The sequence below is a fragment of the Pseudomonas sp. LA5 genome (genome assembly GCF_028640825.1).
GTDB lineage: Bacteria > Pseudomonadota > Gammaproteobacteria > Pseudomonadales > Pseudomonadaceae > Chryseomonas > Chryseomonas aestiva.
This window is the reverse complement of the sequence record NZ_JAQYZY010000021.1, coordinates 43,639-62,831: the sequence shown is the minus strand read 5'-3', so window position 1 is coordinate 62,831 and position 19,193 is coordinate 43,639. Positions and strand designations below refer to the sequence as shown.

Below are 19,193 nucleotides of genomic sequence, written 5' to 3'. Positions count from 1 at the left end.
AGCCAAGCATGAAAGCCTTTACCCAGCACACAGGACTTGTCGCCCCTCTGGATCGCGCCAACGTCGACACCGACCAGATCATTCCCAAGCAATTCCTGAAGTCGATCTACCGAACGGGTTTCGGCCCCAATCTGTTTGATGAATGGCGCTACCTGGATGAGGGACAGCCGTACCAGGACAATTCCAAGCGGCCGCTGAACCAGAATTTCGTCCTCAACGCCACGCGCTATCAGGGCAGCAGCGTCTTGCTGGCCCGGGAGAACTTCGGTTGTGGTTCCAGTCGCGAGCATGCGCCCTGGGCCTTGGAGGAGTACGGTTTCCGCAGCATCATCGCACCGAGCTTCGCCGATATCTTCTTCAACAACAGTTTCAAGAACGGCCTGCTACCGATCGTCTTGAGCGATAGTGAGGTGGACGAGCTGTTCCGGCAGGTCGAAGCCGAGCCGGGCTACCAGCTGCACATCGACCTGGAGGCCCAGACCGTGACCCGTCCGGATGGCAAAATCCTGGACTTCGAGATTGACGCCTTCCGCAGACACTGCCTGCTCCAGGGGCTGGACGATATTGGCCTGACCTTGTTGGAAGCCGATGCGATCACGGCGTTCGAAATCAAGCACCGGGCACGTCAGCCCTGGCTGTTCAGAAACCCTGAAGAATCGACGCGAGCGCTTGGCTAACGGCTATGAATCCATGATCACCCTTGTTTCAGTGACATCAGCTGCGCATTGAGATAAGCCGATATCCCCTCTCGCTCTGGTGGTAAAAACAATCTGGCAGACGACCACTCATCGCTCTGTCCAGGCCAGTTTTCAGAGAGAGAGGGGCTCCAGGAGGCCGTGATCGAGGAGGATATCCAGAAGCTCGTCGTACCGACCGTTGCTTAAGACCTCTGATCGGACTATGCCTTTTTACGGACCCTCCCGGCACGTACCTGCTTACCCTGCTGCGGTACGAAATCGTCAATGGGGGGGTATGGCGAATCCTGGCGGACCGCCAACAACGTGAACGGTCGGCGTCACAGCTGCGCGTGGATGGCACCACCGAAATGCGAGACGGGCTACTACAGGTGATGGCGGGTCGGCTGGAGGACGTCAGCGAGCGGCCTCAAGAGCTGGAAGCAGGCGGCGGGGATGTTCACAAGTTGCATCCGTCAGAGCCACCTGACACCCAAGCCCCAGGGCTTGCCTATGGTTTTCACAGACTAGGCGCTTTCGCTGACCCTGACGTCCTTGAACAGCAGGAACACCATTACGGCCGCCAGAATCTCCAGCGCCGCAACAAAGTACAGGCCCGCGGAGAGACTGCCGGTCAGGGTGCGCAGGAAACCGATCATGTAGGGCGCGACGAAGCCCGCCAGATTGCCGATGCAGTTGATCAGAGCGATTCCACCTGCGGCGGCGGTACCCGCCAGGAATGCGCCGGGGATCGACCAGAACACCGGGAAGGCGGCCAGGATGCCGGCCGCCGCCACGGTCAGGGCGATCAGCGCCAGGGTGGCGCTGCCCAGGCACAGGCCAGTCGCTATCAAGCCCAGACCCGCCAGGAGTGCAGCGATGGCGCAATGGGCGCGTCGCTCGCCGGTCTGGTCGGAATGGTGGCCGTTCCACACCATTGCCAGCGTTCCAATGATGAACGGAATGGCGGCCAGCAAGCCGATGGTCATGTTGTTATCGATGCCCAACGACTTGATCACCGACGGGGTCCAGAACGCGATGGTGGCGTTGCCCGAGACGATGCAGAAGTACACCAGTGCGCATAGCCATACCTTGGGATTGCGAACCAGGCTTCTCAGATCGCTGTGTTTTTCGGGGGCGGCATCTTCTCGAGCAATGACCTGGCTGACGTGATCGCGCTCTGCCTGCGTCAGCCACTTGGCCTGGGCCGGTTTTTCAGGCAGGTAGCGCAGCACCGCGATACCGGCCAGTACCGAGGGAATGCCCTCGATGATGAACAGCCATTGCCAGTTGGCCAGACTGCCAACCCCGACCATGCGGCTCATGATGAAGCCTGCGATAGGACCGCCTACCACTCCGGCGATGGCGAACGAAGTCATGAACATCCCGTTGATGCGTGCGCGCTGCGCCGCGGGAAACCAGTAGGTGAGGTACAACACCACGCCAGGGAAGAAGCCGGCTTCGAATGCACCGAGCAGAAAGCGCAGGACGTAGAACGACATTGGACTTTCCACATAGGCCATTGCCACCGAGGTCAGTCCCCAAAGGATCGTGATACGCGCCAACGTGCGCCGTGCGCCAATCTTTTCCAGGAGCAGGTTGCTCGGCACTTCGAAGAGGAAGTAGCCGATGAAGAATATGCCTGCGCCGAGACCGTAGACCGCTTCACTGAAACCCAGGTCATCAAGCATCGCCAGCTTGGCGAAGCCGACGTTTACTCGATCAATCCATGCCAGAACGAAGAGGAACACCAGGAATGGCAGCAGACGCCAGGCGATCTTGCGATAGGTCGCGGCGGTAGCGGTATTGTCCGGGTTCGCGCCTTGGGAATCGGCGATCAGGACGGGGTTCTGGTTCATACTGCATCTCCATCGATTCAGCGCCGAGGAAGACCCTGAGGGGACGTCGGAGCATCAAGGGTTCAAGGGGGTACCGCTGGCGTTGCCCTGCGAGAACGGCACTGCTTCAACTGTTGCGCAACAGCGACTCAACGCTGCGGGCCACTTGCAGCACGCGCGCGTCCTGGCCGTTCAGCCCGGCGATCGACAGGCCCACAGGCAATTCGTCGCCGCAGTGACAGGGCAGACTCAGCGCGCAGCCGTCCAGGAAGTTGATGACGCTGGTGTTGCGCAGTACCAGGCCGTTGGTGGCAAAGAACTGCTCATCGTCCTGCTCCAGGGCGGATAACAGCGGCGGAACGACAGCTACGCTGGGCAGCAACCAGGCATCGGCGTCACCCAGACGTGCCTTTGCAGCGGCGATCATGACCTTGCGCTGGGCTTGCAGGTGCAGGTAGTCGGCCGCGCTCAGGGACTGGCCACGGCGAATTCGTTGGGCCACGCGCGGGTCGTAGTCGCCGGCCTGGCTACCGCTCAACCAGGGATGATGTAGATACCACGCCTCGGCAGCGGTGAGGCCGCCTGCGGCATTGATCGTCGGCAGCTGATGCAACTCAGGGAAGTCGAACCAGCTGATCACAGCACCGGCTTCCCGCAGACGCTCCAGGCTGCGCTCGAAGGCGCGAGCCACGGTGTCATCCAGGCCATCCAGAACGAAATCACGGGTCACTGCGAGGCGTAAGCCGGCAAGGGAGGCAGGGCGAGAGTCGAATGTTTCGCCTGAAAGAATTTCGTCAAGCAGGATGCTATCGGCCACCGTTCTGGTGAGGGCACCAACCGAGTCCAGGCTGCTGGCCAGGGGCATGGTGCCTTGAGTCGACACCCGTTGTGCGCTGGGCTTGAAGCCCACCAGACCACAAAAGGCGGCCGGGATACGCAGCGATCCACCGGTATCTGTTCCCAGGCCAGCCACGGCCATGCCGCCGGCTACGCTCACCGCTGCACCGGAGCTGGAACCGCCTGCGATGCGCCCAGCAGCCACTGGGCTGGTCGGCGAACCGTAGTGGGGATTCAGGCCCAGGCCGGAAAAGGCGAATTCGCTCATGTTGGTCCGCCCGAGCAGAACGGCGCCAGCGGCGCGCAGGCGAGCCACGATGGCGGCATCGCAGCCGGCGGGCGCTGCCCGGGCCAATACCTTGGACCCGGCGGCGGTGACTTGCCCGCGCACGTCGAAAAGGTCTTTGATCGATACCGGCAGGCCCGCCAGGGGCGACGGGGCGTAGCCAGCAGCGCGAGCCTGGTCGCTGGCTCGTGCCGCCAATAGCGCAGCCTGGGTATCGACGCTGATGTAGGCGTGGCCACCCGCAGCGCGATGGACTTCGATGCGCTCCAGCGCTTGCGTTACCAGCGCCTCGCTGGTGGTCGTGCCCTGGGCAAGCTCAAGCGCCAACTCACTGATCGCTTTCATCAGGGTCACTCCGCTACCGGCAGTGGCTCGACGCGGTAGGTGTGGCTCAAGCTGCGGCCAAGCACCGGGTCGAACAGCTCCATTTCGAAGGATTCGCCATACCCCAACTCGCCGATCACCGGCTGGGTGCCACAGAACATCGCGGTACCCGCGGGTAGCGCAGCGCTGTCATGGAGCTTGGCCAACAAGGTCGCGGGCGCCAGCAGCGAGGTCACAGGGCCGTCCTGATAAAGGGCGCGGACGCCGTCGCGATCTCGCCAGGTGCGCATCACCAGTTGATCCCAGTGCCCTTCCACCTCGGCGAAGCGCCAGGCCATGGAGGCAATGGGCTTGTCACACATTTGCTTGGAAACCGTAACGTCGAAGGCTTCAACCTTGCGGTCGGTATGGTCAGAACCGAGGCCCACCAGTAATCCTTCAGGACTCGGTATCAGCACGATCTCAGTCTCGCCGGACGAGTGTTTGCCGGGCACCTGGATGCTGGGCGCAGGGTTAAGCAGGCTTGCCGCGACGCGGTAGAAACAGGGAATCTGAGTGGGACGGCGTACGCCCAGGGCTTCCAGTTCGGCAATGTGATGCTCGACCGCAGCGCTGTCGCGCCCAGCCCAGCCGGCAATGATCAGATGGTCGATATCGACACTGACTTCACCATGGCCGATCACGTTGAGGTTGAGTTGCGTCATCTTTCGCTCCTTGGACAGGGAATAACGGCACCAGGTCTGTTACTGATGATCGACTGATATATCACAGTATTTTCACAGAGCAACGCCTGTGCCAGCTCGGCCTACGCCAAGGAAAGTCCCATCAAATCAGTGGATTGCGTAGCTGATGGATACGCACGGAGGAGCGGAAAGGAGGCCAGCTGTTACCTATCTGCACCGTTTCAGCGCATTCCTGTGCAACTCCGGTTCAGAGCGGCTTATTGATTGACCCGGCAAGAGGCGACAGAGGCAGCCTTTTTCCATACAGTGATATATCAGTAGTGCCTCGAGGACAGTTTCTTGCTCGATACCACCGACACCTCCAACTCCGTCAAAGGCAGTGCCAGCCTGCGAGAGCTCGCTTATGCGCAGATCAAGCAGCGCATCATTACCTGTCAGCTACGTCCGGGCGACGCGATTAATGAAGCTCAGCTCACGCAGCTGCTCGGTTTGGGCCGCACACCAGTGCATCAGGCCTTGCACCGGCTGGAAATGGAGGGAATGGTGACCATCCTGCCGCGCAAGGGGGTGATAGTCACCGCGATCTCGCTCAACGACGTTCTCGACATGATCGATGTGCGGGTCTGCAACGAACAGCTGTGCGTGAAGCTGGCACTTGAACGGGCGCAGGAGAGCGATTTCATCGCCATGCGCACTATCCTCGAGCGGTCGCCAGCACTGCTCAAACAACGGGATGTACCCGGGCTGATGGACGTGGACCTGCAATTCCACCTGGCCATTTCAGCGGCTGCGCGTAACCGGGTACTCGCCGACCTACTGCGCAACCTGCATGAAAAGCAGGCCCGCTTCTGGTTCCTGACCATGTCGGAGATGCACCATAGCGAGCGCATCTACGAAGAGCATCTGCAGATCCTCAATGCCATGGAGAACCGTGACAGCGAGGCGGCTATCCATGCCATCCATCATCACATCGATGACTTCCGCAGAGCGATCATCCGTACGCTGTGAGCTGATTGGTTCTTGGGTCAGCGTTCCTCTGTCCAACCACATCTCAGGGGCTATCTAAGCGATGCCGCCGAACCAGTAGGTCGAGGGGATCTTGAGCAGCGTTCGCCCTCCTCCACGTTTAACCGCTGGCCCGCGGAAGGCAGCTGGAAGTTGCGCGCTGCCCACACCTCAGTCCGCGCCTTCATATCGCCGCACTGACGGCTACTCACGCACGAACTCCAGCGGTACCCGCTGGTTGCGGTGCGACCCGTCGAGATGAACAAGATCCGCCGCGACGCACAGTTGAACACAAGGCCGAACGCCTGGAATGGGGGCATACTCCATTTCAGCCCCCACCATGCTGAACAGGGATACTTGGATGTCTTGTCCCGTCTAGAGCAAGAATTTCCCGAGTGCTTTTCCTTGATAGGTGCTGGGGTAGCTCGACCTCGAGGACGATGTGTCTCCCTGGTGCCCACAGACAGCCTCGCGACGCGTCAGCAGGCAGTCGATCGTTTCCAGCAGGACGCCGATTGTCGGATCTTTATCGGCCCGACGTCAGCGGCCGGAACCGGCAATAACCTGACTGTTGCTAACTAGCTGTTCTTGCTGGGGCTGCCCTGGACGCCTGGATCGCAGGACCAAGCGGAAGACCGGGCCTACCAAGACGGAAGCGTCGCTTGGTGAGAGGCAAGATCCCGCTGGTGGAGAACAGCCTCGACTTGCAGCTGTAACAGGTGCTGCAGGAGATGCGGTGAAGTGCTCGGGGCAGATAGGCGCAGATTCAATCGGCCGATCACACAGTGAGCGTGCTAGAGCCGTTTGAAACCGTCCAGTCGTATGCCTCTCAGCCATTGGCCTCAGCGAGCCTTTACGCCCGTGCTATAGGGTGACCGCACGTCCGCTAGGCAAACGCAGCTCGAATATCGCGTTAAAGATAATCGCGCCTGTGCCGACAGATGATATCAAACAGACATCACATGTCTGGCCATATCACCTTCTCGGAATCGCCTTATGTCCATCCTTCGGTACCTGTCCATCATGCGTGGTCTCGACGTAATCGCTGCCGCTGTGGAACAACCCGAGGCCGCAGCCAGGCTCGACTCGCTGACCGGCCCAGCGCCGGTGCGAAAGGTAGCTGAAGGCTTGAAGGGACTGCTGGCTCGCCAAGGGACTCTCGACGCTCAGTTGCACGAGATGCAGAGTGAGATCGAACAGCTGACTGCTCGCCTCGCCGAGCGCGAGGCCGCGGTTGACCGTTTGGCTACCCGCTTCAACCTGGTCAATCGTGCTACCAGTGAAGGCCTGTGGGATATGGAAGTGGTCGCCGGAGATCCGGTGAACCCGCGTAATGCGTTCTGGTGGTCGGATCAGTTTCGTGCCCTCCTAGGCTTTCGCAGCGAACAGGACTTTCCGAACGAACTCGGAAGCTGGGCCAATCGGCTACACCCTGAGGACAGCAAACCTACCCTGGACGCATTCGCCCGGCACCTGAATGATCGCAGCGGTAACACCCCCTATGACATCGAATACCGGGTGGCGACCAAAAGCGGCGAATATCGCTGGTTTCGCGCGAGCGGCGAGACTCTCCGCGACGCCCGGGGTACGCCGCTGCGGGTGGCTGGCTCTCTCAGAGACATCCATGATCAGCGCCAGCGCGATGCTGAACTCGAGGTGACCCTGACACGTTTCGAGCTTGCGCGTGAAATGCTCAACGATGGCCTGTGGGACATGGAGGTGATAGCGGGCGATCCGGTCAATGCGCAGAATCCTTTCTGGTGGTCGCCGCAGTTCCGCCGCCTGCTGGGATTCGAGACAGTCGAAGAATTTCCCGATGTTCTCGACAGCTGGGCGTCCCGTTTGCATCCCGAGGACAAGCAACGCAGCATCGAGGCCTTTGGCGCCCACCTCAATGACCGTAGCGGCAAGACCGGCTTCGATATCACCTACCGTCTGAAACTGAAGGATGGAAGCTACCGTTGGTTCAGGGCACGGGGTCAGACCAGGCGCGCCAACGACGGAACGCCGCTGCGGGTAGTGGGCGCCCTGACCGATATCCATGCCACCCATGAGCAGAATGCGCTTCGGGACGCGCAGCAAGCCCAGCATCGCGAGATGGAAGAGAGCCTGAAGAACGTCACCGACATCGTCAGCTCGATCCAGGGCATCGCCGCCCAGACCAACCTGCTGGCGCTCAATGCCGCGATCGAAGCGGCACGAGCCGGAGAGGCCGGTCGAGGCTTTGCGGTGGTAGCCGACGAGGTTCGAAAGCTAGCTACGCGCACGTCCGAAGCGACGCAGCGAGCGGCCAACATGATTCAACAGTGACGTTGCGCACGTCCTGGCGGCCTGGCCTGAACCGCCAATTGGCGGTGCAGTCAGCTTGAGAGAGTGCTCCAGCTCTTCTTTCAGGTTGGCATATCTGAAGGCTTCGAACTGAATCTGCCTCCGCCCTGTGCGGGGGCTTTTTTGGGCCACGATTAAGTCAACCGCTCGCGACGCCAGGACGCAAGACGCTCAAACCGAACACCTCCCCCTTGTCGCAGTCGAATCCGTGCCCACCGGCGTGGCGCTGACATCCACGCCGGTCCAGTCGCCCGGGGTGACGCTGCCTGTCCGGCAATCTCCCAACCGTCCCTCAGGCGCCGGGCCCCTTTTCGTCAGCTATTGTGCCGGTAGCCGTTCTGCCCCAGGCGAGAGCGGCCACATCTGCAGGTTAGGGGCGCGGAATACGCCTCGGCGCTGGAAGTAGACGGGGCTTTCCAGCATATAGCTCAGGCTGGTCCCATGTCCGACTTAGTGGTTAAACCCCAGGGCAACAGCTCCTCGCAGCCCGAGCGAGCCTTATCCTGGCGGCAGCTGGCTGTGGATTCGACGATGCCATTGGGAGGATGACCTACCCTGTCGACATGCAAAGGCACCTGCCGATTTTCAGGTAGGTAAAGGCTAAGGTCCTATCCAGACGCACCTGTGCATGGACCTGCATAGGCGTTTCAGAGGTGGCTAGACCCGGCCTATTTGGAATCAGGTGCATCCACCGCGCAACGCCAAACCGTGCAGCCAGGGACGCAGCGTTTTTCAAGCCGATATCGACGCCCTCCGACAACATCAGAGGACCGCGCTGGACCTTACGTGGATCGCCGCTGTTTGGGCCTGAAACGCAGAAACCCTCCTTGCGGAGGGTTTCTGGTGAAGATGGTGGGTCGTGTGGGATTCGAACCTACGACCAATTGGTTAAAAGCCAATTGCTTTTGACCCATCACTGCACCCAGGCGCGACGCGCCTCTCAGTGAAAACAAGCGGCCTCTAATGAACCCATTAGAGGCTGCAAATTTGAAAACTACATCCAAGATTTCTGGCAAGGGCGGTACCGGAAAAACCACGTCGGTAGCCAACCTAGGCGCATTCTGCGCCGATGCCGGGCTCCGTACCCTACTGATCGATCTGGACCCCGTCCAGCCTTCCCTTTCCTCGTACTACGACCTCGTCGAGCCCGCCCCCTGCGGCGTCTTCGAGCTGATCGCCAGCAACGAGACCCGCCTCGATCGCATCGTCTCCAAGACGAATATCCAGAACCTGTCGCTGATCTATTCCAACGATCCGCATAACCACCTGATCAACCTCCTCCTGCAGGCGCCTGATGGCCGGCTTCGCCTGGCTCATCTCAAGGACATCTTCCAGGATGACTTCGACCTGGTGCTGATCGATACGCAGGGCGCCCGTACCGTGCTCCTCGAGATGGTGATGCTCGCTTCGGATCTCGCCGTCTCTCCCCTCCCCCCTGAAATGCTGTCCGCCCGTGAATTCAACCGCGGCACTCTCCAGATGTTGGAGGGGCTTCGGCCCTACGCTCGCCTTGGACTGCCGATACCGCCCATCAAAGCCGTCGTGAACGGCCTTGATCTCACCTCAGACGCTCGCCAGCTGGATGCGACGATCCGCCAGACCTTCAGGGATCATCCCGACATTCAGGTCACGAGCACCATCATTCCTAAGGCGGTCGTCTACCGAGAGTCCGCGACTCGTGGCATCCCAGCTCATCGCCTTGAATACCGCCAGCCTTCTGATCGCAAAGCCCCAGCGGCCTTGCAGGTCATACGTGAGCTCGCCATCGAACTCTTCCCCGAGTGGGCTGATCGCTTCACGGCCATGAATGAGTCGGTTGTGCATGCCCTGGTGAGAGAGGGCAAGTGAGATGGCCACGCCCCAAAAGCATGATCTGACCCAGGCCACGGGCATCACTGCAGAAGTGGTGCTGGAACAGGGAAAATTCTACGACGCGAAGGATTTCCGCAAGGTGCAGACCGGGCTCTCCAGCGCAGCCCGCGAGCTCCGTGCGCTGACCCAGTACGGCAATCTCCTAGGTCGCCTCGGCGAGCAGCTCTCTCGCGAGCAGCGCGAGCTGCTTAGCAACGCTGCTGCCCTACTGGACTCAGTGAAGTACAACGTCGAGCACGCCAAGGAACGGAAGGCACGAGAAGAGAAGGCTGCCGCCAAGCTTCGTGAGCAACGCGAGCGACAAGCCCAGCAGCTGGTAGCTAAGCACTTCCAGCTGCCGACCACGACGGTCGAGCAGCAGATCGACGTGCTGAAGCTGTACATCGCCACTAGGCCTGTTACCGACGGCTGGATGCTGAAGGAGGATCATCACCTTCGCGACATGATGCAAAGCCACGCTCCCAAGTGGTCCAGTGAGCGCAGCTGGCGTCTGGACCAAGTATCCAGTCTCATCGCCGACCTGAAATATTCCGTCGAACGCCACCTGGTTCATCCTGGCCACACACCCGCCGAACGGCTGAAGGCCCTCCAAGAGCGTATCGCAGAAGTCCGGGAGGCTCAGCTCTCCAAGCCAAGCGCTCAGGAGACCCTCAAGGTCTGGACAGAGGCGCTTCAAGAAGTCGTACTGGTGTCAAACCCGGCACCGGCAGCGGCCCCTTCGCAAGGAGGGGCTGCCTGATGGACACTAACAAGCAGAAGATCCTGGAACGCGTCGCCAAGTGCTTCGCTCTGGCCAAGGACGCCGGCGCCGCGCCGAACGAAGCCGAGATCGCGCTGCGTCAAGCGCGCAAGCTCATGCAGCAGCACAACCTCATGGACGTTGATGTCCAGGCAGTGCTGGCCAGCGAAGCAGTTGTTGCCACCGGCACCCGCAAAGCACCCGCCCATTGGCTTCACCAGCTCGCACTGGTGTGTGCCCAGGCATTCGATTGCGATCCCCTGGCCTTTCGTGATCAGCGCCTGGGGTGGGCCTTCAAGTTCGTCGGTATCGGTGTCGGGCCTGAGATGGCCAGCTACGCCTATTCCGCGCTCCACCAGCAGCTCCTGGCCGCGCGCAAGGTCTTCGTCCGCAGCCAAACTCGCTGCAAGCTGGCCACCAAACGCCGTCGTGGCCAGGTCTTCGCCGAAGGCTGGATCGAAGCGGTAAGCGTCAAGGTTCACCAGTTTGCCAAGGGCAAGCCAGATGAGACCCAGCGCGTCATCGATGCCTACCTGGCCGTGCACCATCCTGACCTCACCACCTTGGAGCTTGAGCACCTGGAGGCCAAAGGCCACGACGTGCGAGCTCGCTATCAGGGCTACGAGCTGGGTACTCAAGCGCAGCTCCACCGCGGCGTTGGCCAGCGCCGCGACCAGGTAGCGCTGGGAGGTCGGTCATGAGCGTCGCTCAGCTCTTGGAAGCCCCCGCCCACGATCACACAGTCCATGTCTCAGACGCTGAGCGCGTTGCAGCCGGCTTGGTCCCGCCTCACTCCCAAGAAGCCGAGCAGTCCGTCTTGGGCGGACTGATGCTCGACAACAGCACCTGGGACCTGATCGCTGACGTGTTGCTGGAGGAGGACTTCTTCTTCCGGCACCACCAGCTCATATTCCGGCGAATCGCCCTGCTCGCCTCGCAGTCGCGGCCCTTCGATGTCGTGACCCTCGCCGAGGTGATGCCCGACGTCGACGAGGTCGGCGGCCTTGCCTATCTGGGTACCTTGGCCAAAGACACCCCCTCGGTGGCCAACATCGTCGCGTACGCAGAGATCGTCGCCCAGCGCGCGCACCTACGCCGCCTGATCCTGCTGGGCTTTGCCAGCAGCCGCGAGGCCTCAGCACCAGGTGCCAATGCCGCCGAAGTGCAGGAGCAGACCGAGCAGCGGCTGTTCGCACTCGGCCAAGATCGCAAGGGCGCTGAGTTCTGCAACGTCACTGCAACGTTGAGCAAGCTGATCGACACCATCGACGAGCGCTTCAACAACCCTATGCCGGTGACGGGCGTTCCTTCAGGTCTTACCGACCTCGATACCCTCACCTCGGGATGGCAGGACACCGACCTGATCATCGTCGGTGCCCGCCCGGCCATGGGCAAGACCGCCTTCTTGCTCAACTGCATTACCAGGGCACTCCAGCATGCGCAGAACAAATCGGTGCAGGTCTACAGCCTGGAGATGCCGGCGGAGCAGTTGATGCTCAGGCTAGTGGCGATCATAGGCCGTATCGATGCCACGAAGCTCAAGAGCGGACAGTTGGCGGATGAGGACTGGCCGAAGCTGACCATGGCCGTCAACACCATCAACAGCTTTGGCGATCGCCTGGTCATCGACGATGAGGCGGGCCTATCCCCCACGATGCTACGTGCCAGAGCCCGTCGCGCCGCGCGCCGTTTCGGCCCGCCCGCCCTGATCTTGATCGACTACCTGCAGATGATGCGCTGCGTTGGTCAGGAGAACCGCGCCAACGAGATCGCCGAGATCTCTCGCTCGCTCAAGGCGCTCGCCAAAGAGATGAAGTGCCCTGTCATCGCGCTCTCCCAGCTCAACCGGGGACTGGAGTCCCGGCCGAACAAGCGGCCTGGCCTTGCCGATCTCCGGGAGTCCGGCGCCATCGAGCAGGACGCCGACGTGATCATGTTCCTGTACCGCGACGAGTACTACCACCCGGAAACCGAGTTCAAGGGCATTGCTGAGCTGATCGTTGGCAAACACCGCAACGGCGAAGTCGGCACGGTCCGCGCCGCCTTTATCGCGAAGCAGACGCGCTTCGAGAACCTGAGCGCGCAGGCCTGGCAGGAGATGAACGCATGAACCTGCTGACCGATGCCCTCGTGCCCGCTACCGATGAGTCGCAACCCTCTTCCCTGCCCTTTCCCTCGATCGTTCGCCGGCGGGAGCCGGCAAGGAGCTGCCCGATGAGCCCGCAAGCTATGTTATCTGGGGTTACTCACCAGTGCCGCAACTGCGGCCATCACCTCTGCCGCCGCCCCCTTACCGCTGATGAAAATCTGGTCTGCAGCGTCTGCCATTCGCTCGACGTGGAGCCCCTGCAGGTCGTCGATCAGCCAGCACCTGGTCCCTTCCACGACACCACCGTCGTCTTCCGCGTCGCCGGCTCCCGCAATGACGCGGCAGGGCTGATCAAGACCCTGGACCTGCTGTTCAAGGACGATGGTCTGGCCGAGATCGTGGCCATCGAATCGGGCAACCAGCTCCAGCACCGGGCGGGAGGCCAATGACATGCTCTCCCATCACACCCCGGAACAGGATCTCCCTTCTCATACCAATCGCGAACGTGACCGGCAGAGGCTGGATGCAGCGCTGAACGACTTCCTGGCCAATGGTGGCCAGGTCGTTGAAGAGAAGCCCACCGAGCGCGCCGCCGGCGGCCCGAGCTTCGTCATCAGCGCGCAGCGCGAGGAGCTGCGTCAGATCGCCGAAGCGAAGCCGGCAACCGAAGTTTCCGATGAGGATCTGGTGCGGCTCCTTCGAGCCCGCGCTTTGCTCGGGGATACCCTGCGTACCGCGTCCAAGCGCCTACAGCAGCCCCTGGAGCGTTGCCATGCCCTTGCCAGGGCGCATCGGCTGCCTTTCAAAGTCGGGTACGTGAAAGGGGGTAGCCGCTCATGACGACGCCCGCCCATGCGCTACGTGGTGCCAACAAGAACCTGCAAGACCTGGTGGCGTTCGCCCTGGACGAGGGCTGGATCGTTGCCCGTACCAAGGGCGGCCACGTCAAGTTCTTGAAAGTCGGCTACTGCCCCATTTTCACGTCTTTCACGCCCAGTGATCGCCGCGCCGGCCTCAATGCCCGCGCCCAACTGCGCCGTGCCCAGCCTATGAACGAATTGGATCAGACCCTATGACTACCGCAACCAAGCGCAAGCCATCCGTACGGAAATCTGCAACAGAGGATGAGAAGTTCGTCGTCCGCTTTCCCAAGGGGCTTCGTCCTCAAATCGCCGAGGCCGCCAAGCAGGCCCATCGGTCGATGAACGCAGAGATCATCAGCCGCATGGGCCGCACGCTCGAGCTCGAGGATGAGGTCTTCCGTCTGCAGCGCGTTATCGACCAGCTGCTGGCCGCCAATGATGAGCCCAGCCGGCCCGTAAGTCGTGTTGCTCAGGAGATCCACGCATGAGCAAGCCCAGCAACGAAGCCGTCACTCAGCGTCTGTTGGCCGGCGGCTTTGCCGGATCGAGCGTTCCTGTCGCACGCCTGGCGGATCCGATCAAGGAAACGCCTATGGTCCTGACACTGGACCAACTAGCGCCCTACGACCATAACCCTCGCAGAACGCGCAACCCGATGTTCGATGACATCAAGGCCTCCATCTCTGCGAGAGGTCTCGACCAGCCGCCCCCAGTTACTCGCCGACCAGGAGAGGAGAAATTCATAATTCGAAGCGGCGGTAATACCCGTTTGGCGGCTTTGAATGAACTGTGGCAAGAGACCAAAGACGAGAGATTCTTCCGTATCAGCTGCCTGTTCCGGCCCTGGGGTGACCGCGGCGAGATCATCTCGATGACAGGCCACCTGGCTGAGAATGATCTACGCGGCAACCTTATGTTCATCGAGCGAGCGGTACATCTTGATGCCATTAAGCAGCGCTACCTAGACGAATCCCCCGAATCGCTATCACTGAGAGAATTCTCAAGGAAGCTCAAAGAAGATGGCTATTCAATCTCCCACTCGCATCTATCGAAGATGCAAGATGCAGTGCGACTGCTGTTACCGGCTATTCCCAGCCTGCTCTACTCTGGACTGGGCAAACATCAGGTCGAAAAGCTACTGACATTGCGCAGCTCTAGCTTGAAAGCATGGGTGAGCTTCAATGGTCAGGAAAGCGATTTTGAGCTGCTGTACCAAGATGTGCTCAATGGCTTCGATGGCTCGACCGACAACTTCGTATTCGAGACCATCCAGGACGAGCTGATCGGCCAGATCCGCAGAGCGCTGAATGTCAGCTACGAAGAAGTACTCAAGGCGATCCTTGATCACCAAGACAGTAGCCGACGCTCGCAACTTGTGGGGGTGCAAGTGCCCGATGGCCAGGCTCCTCAGGTTCCTACTACCGGTGCTATCGCGCACGCGCCTGGCAACAGTACTAGGCAGGAACAACCATCAGGAGCGCCCAGCAAGCAGAAGCAGGGAGCTGCCTCCCCTTCCACACCACCGCCACTACCTGAGCGTACGGGTGGTTCAGGCGCAATCGACACCACTCCCCTTCAGCACACTCCGCCGGATCCCGAGCAGCTCTCCGAGGAGGAACGTGCCGCTCGCCTGAACGGCCACATCGTCACGCCCGATGGCATCGGTCAGAAGGTAAGGGACGTTCAGCGTCGCATCGCGGCCGAGCACGGCGAGACACTGCCTGACTTCAACAGTGATGCCCTACGTGCGATCCCTGTCCAGGCCGGCGGCCTGCATGCCATCTCGGATGTCTGGTACATCGAGCGCAACACCGATACCCCTGAAGAGTTGCGTAAGGTCCTGCGAACGCTGGTCTTCGAAATTGCCCAGCTGTGCGACGTTTCTGGAGAGCTCCTCAAGCCCACCGATTTCGCACTCGGCTTCACGCTTTCTACCCCTCATTCAGAGCTGACCGCACGCGGAACAACGTCTTGGCAATTCCTGCAGTCGTTGACGGGCATGTACAGCTACGTGGTGTCGCGTGATCCAGAGACTGCCGAGGAGCTCAAGGCAAGCATCGCGGAAGAGAACGCGACCTTTGCCCTGAACCTGGGCCAGTTGCTCCTTGGCGATCCCCTTTTCGATAGCAAGTCAGCCAGCACCGAAGGCCGCATGACCGATGCCGCCGTCGTGAAGCTGTTCAGGGTGATCCGTCTCGCCCGCCGGCTGATCGAACTCGAGGCCGGGCAGTAGCCCGGTCACCTTCTGGACCTGCATTAGGAAGTCGCATATGTCCACGAAGTACAACCCCATGAACCAGGCGCTGATGGATCAGATCCTCCATCACCTGCGCAACGGCCAGGTCCAGCGCTGCCTGGACATTGGCCTGGACGTCGAAGTCTTGAACCTGCTGCGTCAGCCCCAGGCTCACAGCATCCTGAAAAATGCCCCAGCGCGATGGTGCAAGGTCCAGATCGATCTCGATATGGTCAAAAAGCTCCTGGAGAACTGCGAGCGCGATGAGCGCGAGACCCGCCTCGTGCATCGCGCCATCCAGTTAGGCGCTACCAACGGGATGATCCGCGAGTTCTTCGGCATGGCCCCCAGCGAGATCAGCGTGGTGCGCCAGCTTCTGAACGTCCCCGGTCGCTCCGGGCGGGTTGCAGGGCTCAACGATACCGATCAGGTCTGGTATCGCTTTCTCGACCTGATGAACGCTCACGAGGTGGACCACAAGGACGCCATCGCCCTGCTCGACATCTGCATGATGATCACCGAGGAGCTCAACGGCCCGTTCGAGTCCATCAAGGACAAGCACGATCAGATCACCCTCGGCCTCATCTGGAATCTCGTACAGACCTGGCTCAATGAAGGTCTCTACCCACCCAAGATCGCCCGGGCACCGCTCTTGCTGATTTCCGATGCAAGGAAGCGGCGAGATCGGCAACTCGGTGAGGAGCAAGCCGTCGACGATGCCCTGCCAGAGGCGCAAGAACAGGATCCGTCCGCTGCCCTCGGGCAAATGAGCTTGATCGAGCTGGATTCGGCAGAAGGCGACAATAGGTGAAAACCACTGCTCCACGCGGCTCCCATCTACTCGGTCGCGCCCTGGACGTTGCAGCGTCACACCTGAACGTCCATGTCCAAGCCCAGCGCGACTACAAGCAAAAAACCGGCGAAAACCTACCCAAGGAATTCGCCGGCATCGTTTTCAGCGGTAACCCTCACGAGACCGTTCCTCGCCGACTGCTGCTCGATGAACGTCTCTCGCCCCTTGAGCGCAACGCCTGGCAGGTGTTTCGCCTGCTCATGAATGGTGATGGGGTCACGGCGTTCCCGACCTACGATCAGCTGCGCCCCTACCTGGGCAATAACCCAGGACGTCCTGCTTCGCGTGAGACCGTGGCCAAGGCCTTGACCGTACTGCGCCTGACTCGCTGGCTGAGCCTCGGCCGCCGTGTCCGCGACGCGATTACCGGCCAGGTCCAAGGCAACATCTACATCCTGCACGACGAGCCCGTGGCCTACTCCGAGGCCATCCAACTCGATCACGACTTTCTGCCACTTGTGGCTAATGGCCTCGAACACACCAACACCTCAGTCCGCGAGATCGCCGGCCTGACCTTTGACGAGATGCTGGTCAGCGAGACCCAGGACCTGCCCACCCGCGTGGAAGTGTTCAGAGAGCGCTTTCGCGCCCAGGGGCTCGAAGATCCAGCACGTGCAGCGAGACCTCCCGCTGAGTTCGGATTCCGAACGCCGGTGTTGGCAGCTATGAATCACCTGAGTTCGGATTCCGAACTCAGTCAAAAAAGCCTTGTTGATCAGGTCTTGAGCCTCAGTTCGGATTCCGAACTCAGTGAAAATCAGGGGGCTTCACCCTTAGTTCGGAATCCGAACTCATCTAGTACGTATACGAATACAAATACTGATGTATCTAAAAGCTCTGTACTGCGCGAGCAGGCGGACGTGGACCTTGTGTGGCCGAGCGCCTATCAACGGATGACGTCGGAGCAGCAGCAGCGGGCCCAGCTCGTGATCCTGGCTGTTCCCGCAGACATTCGAATGCCCCTTGTGAAGCAATGGGGCGTTCGCTGCGCTTCGGGCAAGGTAGCAAAGCCCTTTGGCTACCTGATGAAACTCATCCAGAAGGCCCAGACCGGTGACTTCAACGCCGATTGGCAGCCATCCGCAGTTCAAACCGCCACTCCAGCCATGCCCATACAAGCGCCTTCATTGCCGGCAATTCCGCGATTTGAGCCGGCCACTGTCCAGCCAAAGGCAGTCAGTGATGCTCAAACCGGAAATGACGTACTCAAGAGCCTTCGGAAGATGATGGGCCGTGGAGGTAGCGAATGATCTCCGCTCACTCCATCCGCATCTTCTCAATCTCAGCCATTGAGGCTAGCGATGACAGTTGGGAATCGATCACCCGACCGCCCCCAGTAGCGGTTCCCAGGGAAACACTCTCCGAATTCAAACCAGTGGTTCCCGGGGAAACACCATGCGGGTTCGAAGCCCTGGTTCCCGGGGAAACACCTTACGGGTCCAAAGTTCTGGTTCCCGGGGAAACACCTTACCGGTTCGAAGCTCTGGTTCCCGGGGAAACACCTTACGGGTCCAAAGCTCTGGTTCCCGGGGAAACACCTTACGGGTCCAAAGCTCTGGTTCCCGGGGAAACACCTTACGAACCCGAAGCTCTGGTTCCCGGAGAAACACCCCGCAGTTGTCAGCGAGTGATTAACAGAAAACAGGCTGATCGAAGACGTCGATCACAACCTCCTCGCACCCAAATACGGTTTTCCGCTGCCCTCCAGCGCCAGTCTCGGCACCCTGCCCGAGCGTCATCTCACAACCCAAGGAATCCTTCTCATGGCTGATACCTTCCAGCTCAACCTGGGCTCGCTCAGATCGAAAGTCGATCTCACCCTGCATACCCATCACGCTTCCCGCCTCTGGTTCGGTCGGCAGCGCTCCGATAACAAGCCCGGCATGATCGGCTTGTCCGGCTTCTCCAACATCATCAACCGCATCTCCGCCGGCGCCGCCAAGGACGATCCCTATTCCGATCTTTTCCTCATCATCATCGAGGACAAAATCGAGGAGTCGGAGCAGCAGCTGACCGCTATAGATGAACGACTGAACCAGGTCATGGCCATGCTGCCCAAGCAGCTCGACGTGGGTGTCAACCTGTCGATCCAGCCGCTCAAGTTCCCGCTCTACCTGAACTCGCCGCTGGCCTTCAAGGGCGTGTACCTGCTCACCCGCTATGACGAGCTGGTACGCCGGATCCTCCTGGCCGCTCACATCGGCCTGATCGACAACGGCTCCAAGGAGGCCTGGCTGGATGAGGGCGCCGCCGTGCTTCGTCGCCTGTACGGCGTCGGCCAGCGCTACAAGGGCTACAGCGGTGCATCGCGCGACGACATCGCCGCCAACAATGCCCGCGCCACCAACGCCCAGCAGATGTACAGCTTCCTGGAAATGCCCAAGGACGTCCTGGAAGGGACCCGCCGTAGCAAGTTCGCCCCGGCGATCCAACGTCCCGGCGATGTCCCCGCTAGCTCCAGTGGTGGCGATGACGGTTTCGATGGCGACTCTGCCGACGAGGATGAGCATTTGGGCGCTATGACCAGCTCCCAGAACATCACCGAGATGAGTGAGGCCTGATCGCC

Annotated in this window: 18 protein-coding genes and 1 pseudogene; 16 read left to right on the top strand and 3 right to left on the bottom strand. The window is 60.7% G+C overall.

What is annotated here, in order from left to right:
• The first annotated feature begins 8 nt into the window (after positions 1-8).
• Positions 9-677 (top strand): 3-isopropylmalate dehydratase small subunit, encoded by a 669-nt coding sequence (leuD, locus tag PVZ72_RS04500; RefSeq protein ID WP_273861303.1) that lies wholly within the window; start codon positions 9-11, stop codon positions 675-677.
• Between the two features lie 524 nt (positions 678-1,201).
• Here the strand turns inward: leuD and PVZ72_RS04495 are convergent.
• The 3 genes from PVZ72_RS04495 to PVZ72_RS04485 all read right to left on the bottom strand — a co-directional run bounded on the left by PVZ72_RS04495 (position 1,202) and on the right by PVZ72_RS04485 (position 4,663).
• Positions 1,202-2,533: an MFS transporter gene (locus PVZ72_RS04495; RefSeq protein ID WP_273861302.1), complete on the bottom strand. Its 1,332-nt coding sequence runs from the start codon at positions 2,531-2,533 to the stop codon at positions 1,202-1,204.
• Between the two features lie 106 nt (positions 2,534-2,639).
• Positions 2,640-3,980 carry an amidase gene (locus PVZ72_RS04490; RefSeq protein ID WP_187981383.1) on the bottom strand — a complete coding sequence of 447 codons (1,341 nt, stop codon included), beginning with the start codon at positions 3,978-3,980 and terminating at the stop codon, positions 2,640-2,642.
• Positions 3,981-3,985: 5 nt separating this feature from the next.
• Positions 3,986-4,663 (bottom strand): DUF2848 domain-containing protein, encoded by a 678-nt coding sequence (locus PVZ72_RS04485; protein WP_273861301.1) that lies wholly within the window; start codon positions 4,661-4,663, stop codon positions 3,986-3,988.
• Between the two features lie 318 nt (positions 4,664-4,981).
• Between PVZ72_RS04485 and PVZ72_RS04480 the strand changes: the two genes are divergently transcribed.
• From PVZ72_RS04480 to PVZ72_RS04410, 15 genes and pseudogenes are all read left to right on the top strand, one after another.
• Positions 4,982-5,650, top strand: a complete 669-nt coding sequence (locus PVZ72_RS04480) for a GntR family transcriptional regulator (RefSeq protein WP_252977165.1) — start codon at positions 4,982-4,984, stop codon at positions 5,648-5,650.
• Positions 5,651-6,088: 438 nt separating this feature from the next.
• Positions 6,089-6,360 (top strand): annotated as a pseudogene (locus PVZ72_RS04475) (C-terminal helicase domain-containing protein); the annotation flags it as partial.
• Positions 6,361-6,643: 283 nt separating this feature from the next.
• The gene (locus tag PVZ72_RS04470) at positions 6,644-7,957 is read left to right on the top strand and encodes a methyl-accepting chemotaxis protein (RefSeq protein ID WP_273861300.1); all 1,314 of its coding nucleotides are present in this window, start codon (positions 6,644-6,646) and stop codon (positions 7,955-7,957) included.
• Between the two features lie 1,005 nt (positions 7,958-8,962).
• Positions 8,963-9,823: a ParA family protein gene (locus PVZ72_RS04465; protein WP_145248654.1), complete on the top strand. Its 861-nt coding sequence runs from the start codon at positions 8,963-8,965 to the stop codon at positions 9,821-9,823.
• A gap of 1 nt (position 9,824) precedes the next feature.
• The gene (locus PVZ72_RS04460) at positions 9,825-10,586 is read left to right on the top strand and encodes a hypothetical protein (RefSeq protein ID WP_145248148.1); all 762 of its coding nucleotides are present in this window, start codon (positions 9,825-9,827) and stop codon (positions 10,584-10,586) included.
• On the top strand, positions 10,586-11,287 hold the full coding sequence (locus tag PVZ72_RS04455; RefSeq protein ID WP_263258809.1) for a DUF2786 domain-containing protein: 702 nt from the start codon (positions 10,586-10,588) through the stop codon (positions 11,285-11,287). Before PVZ72_RS04460 ends, PVZ72_RS04455 begins: the two co-directional genes overlap by 1 nt.
• The gene (gene dnaB, locus PVZ72_RS04450) at positions 11,284-12,696 is read left to right on the top strand and encodes a replicative DNA helicase (protein WP_273861299.1); all 1,413 of its coding nucleotides are present in this window, start codon (positions 11,284-11,286) and stop codon (positions 12,694-12,696) included. The genes PVZ72_RS04455 and dnaB overlap by 4 nt, the downstream gene beginning before the upstream one ends.
• Positions 12,693-13,124, top strand: coding sequence for a hypothetical protein (locus tag PVZ72_RS04445; protein WP_263258807.1), 432 nt, complete (start codon positions 12,693-12,695; stop codon positions 13,122-13,124). The genes dnaB and PVZ72_RS04445 overlap by 4 nt, the downstream gene beginning before the upstream one ends.
• 1 nt (position 13,125) lies before the next feature.
• Entirely contained in the window at positions 13,126-13,515 is a 390-nt protein-coding gene (locus PVZ72_RS04440; RefSeq protein WP_263258806.1) for a hypothetical protein, read from the top strand.
• Complete coding sequence (locus PVZ72_RS04435) at positions 13,512-13,751, top strand: hypothetical protein (RefSeq protein ID WP_007160909.1); 240 nt, start codon at positions 13,512-13,514, stop codon at positions 13,749-13,751. The genes PVZ72_RS04440 and PVZ72_RS04435 overlap by 4 nt, the downstream gene beginning before the upstream one ends.
• A complete protein-coding gene (locus tag PVZ72_RS04430) occupies positions 13,748-14,026 on the top strand; it encodes an Arc family DNA-binding protein (RefSeq protein WP_145248160.1) in 279 nt (92 codons plus the stop codon). Before PVZ72_RS04435 ends, PVZ72_RS04430 begins: the two co-directional genes overlap by 4 nt.
• Positions 14,023-15,771 carry a ParB family protein gene (locus tag PVZ72_RS04425; protein WP_273861298.1) on the top strand — a complete coding sequence of 583 codons (1,749 nt, stop codon included), beginning with the start codon at positions 14,023-14,025 and terminating at the stop codon, positions 15,769-15,771. Before PVZ72_RS04430 ends, PVZ72_RS04425 begins: the two co-directional genes overlap by 4 nt.
• A 37-nt stretch (positions 15,772-15,808) precedes the next feature.
• A complete protein-coding gene (locus tag PVZ72_RS04420; RefSeq protein ID WP_145248164.1) occupies positions 15,809-16,585 on the top strand; it encodes an STY4526/YPO1902 family pathogenicity island replication protein in 777 nt (258 codons plus the stop codon).
• Positions 16,582-17,877 (top strand): STY4528 family pathogenicity island replication protein, encoded by a 1,296-nt coding sequence (locus PVZ72_RS04415; protein WP_273861297.1) that lies wholly within the window; start codon positions 16,582-16,584, stop codon positions 17,875-17,877. The genes PVZ72_RS04420 and PVZ72_RS04415 overlap by 4 nt, the downstream gene beginning before the upstream one ends.
• Positions 17,878-18,390: 513 nt before the next feature.
• Positions 18,391-19,188 (top strand): PFL_4669 family integrating conjugative element protein, encoded by a 798-nt coding sequence (locus PVZ72_RS04410; RefSeq protein ID WP_273861296.1) that lies wholly within the window; start codon positions 18,391-18,393, stop codon positions 19,186-19,188.
• The last annotated feature ends 5 nt before the right edge of the window (positions 19,189-19,193 follow it).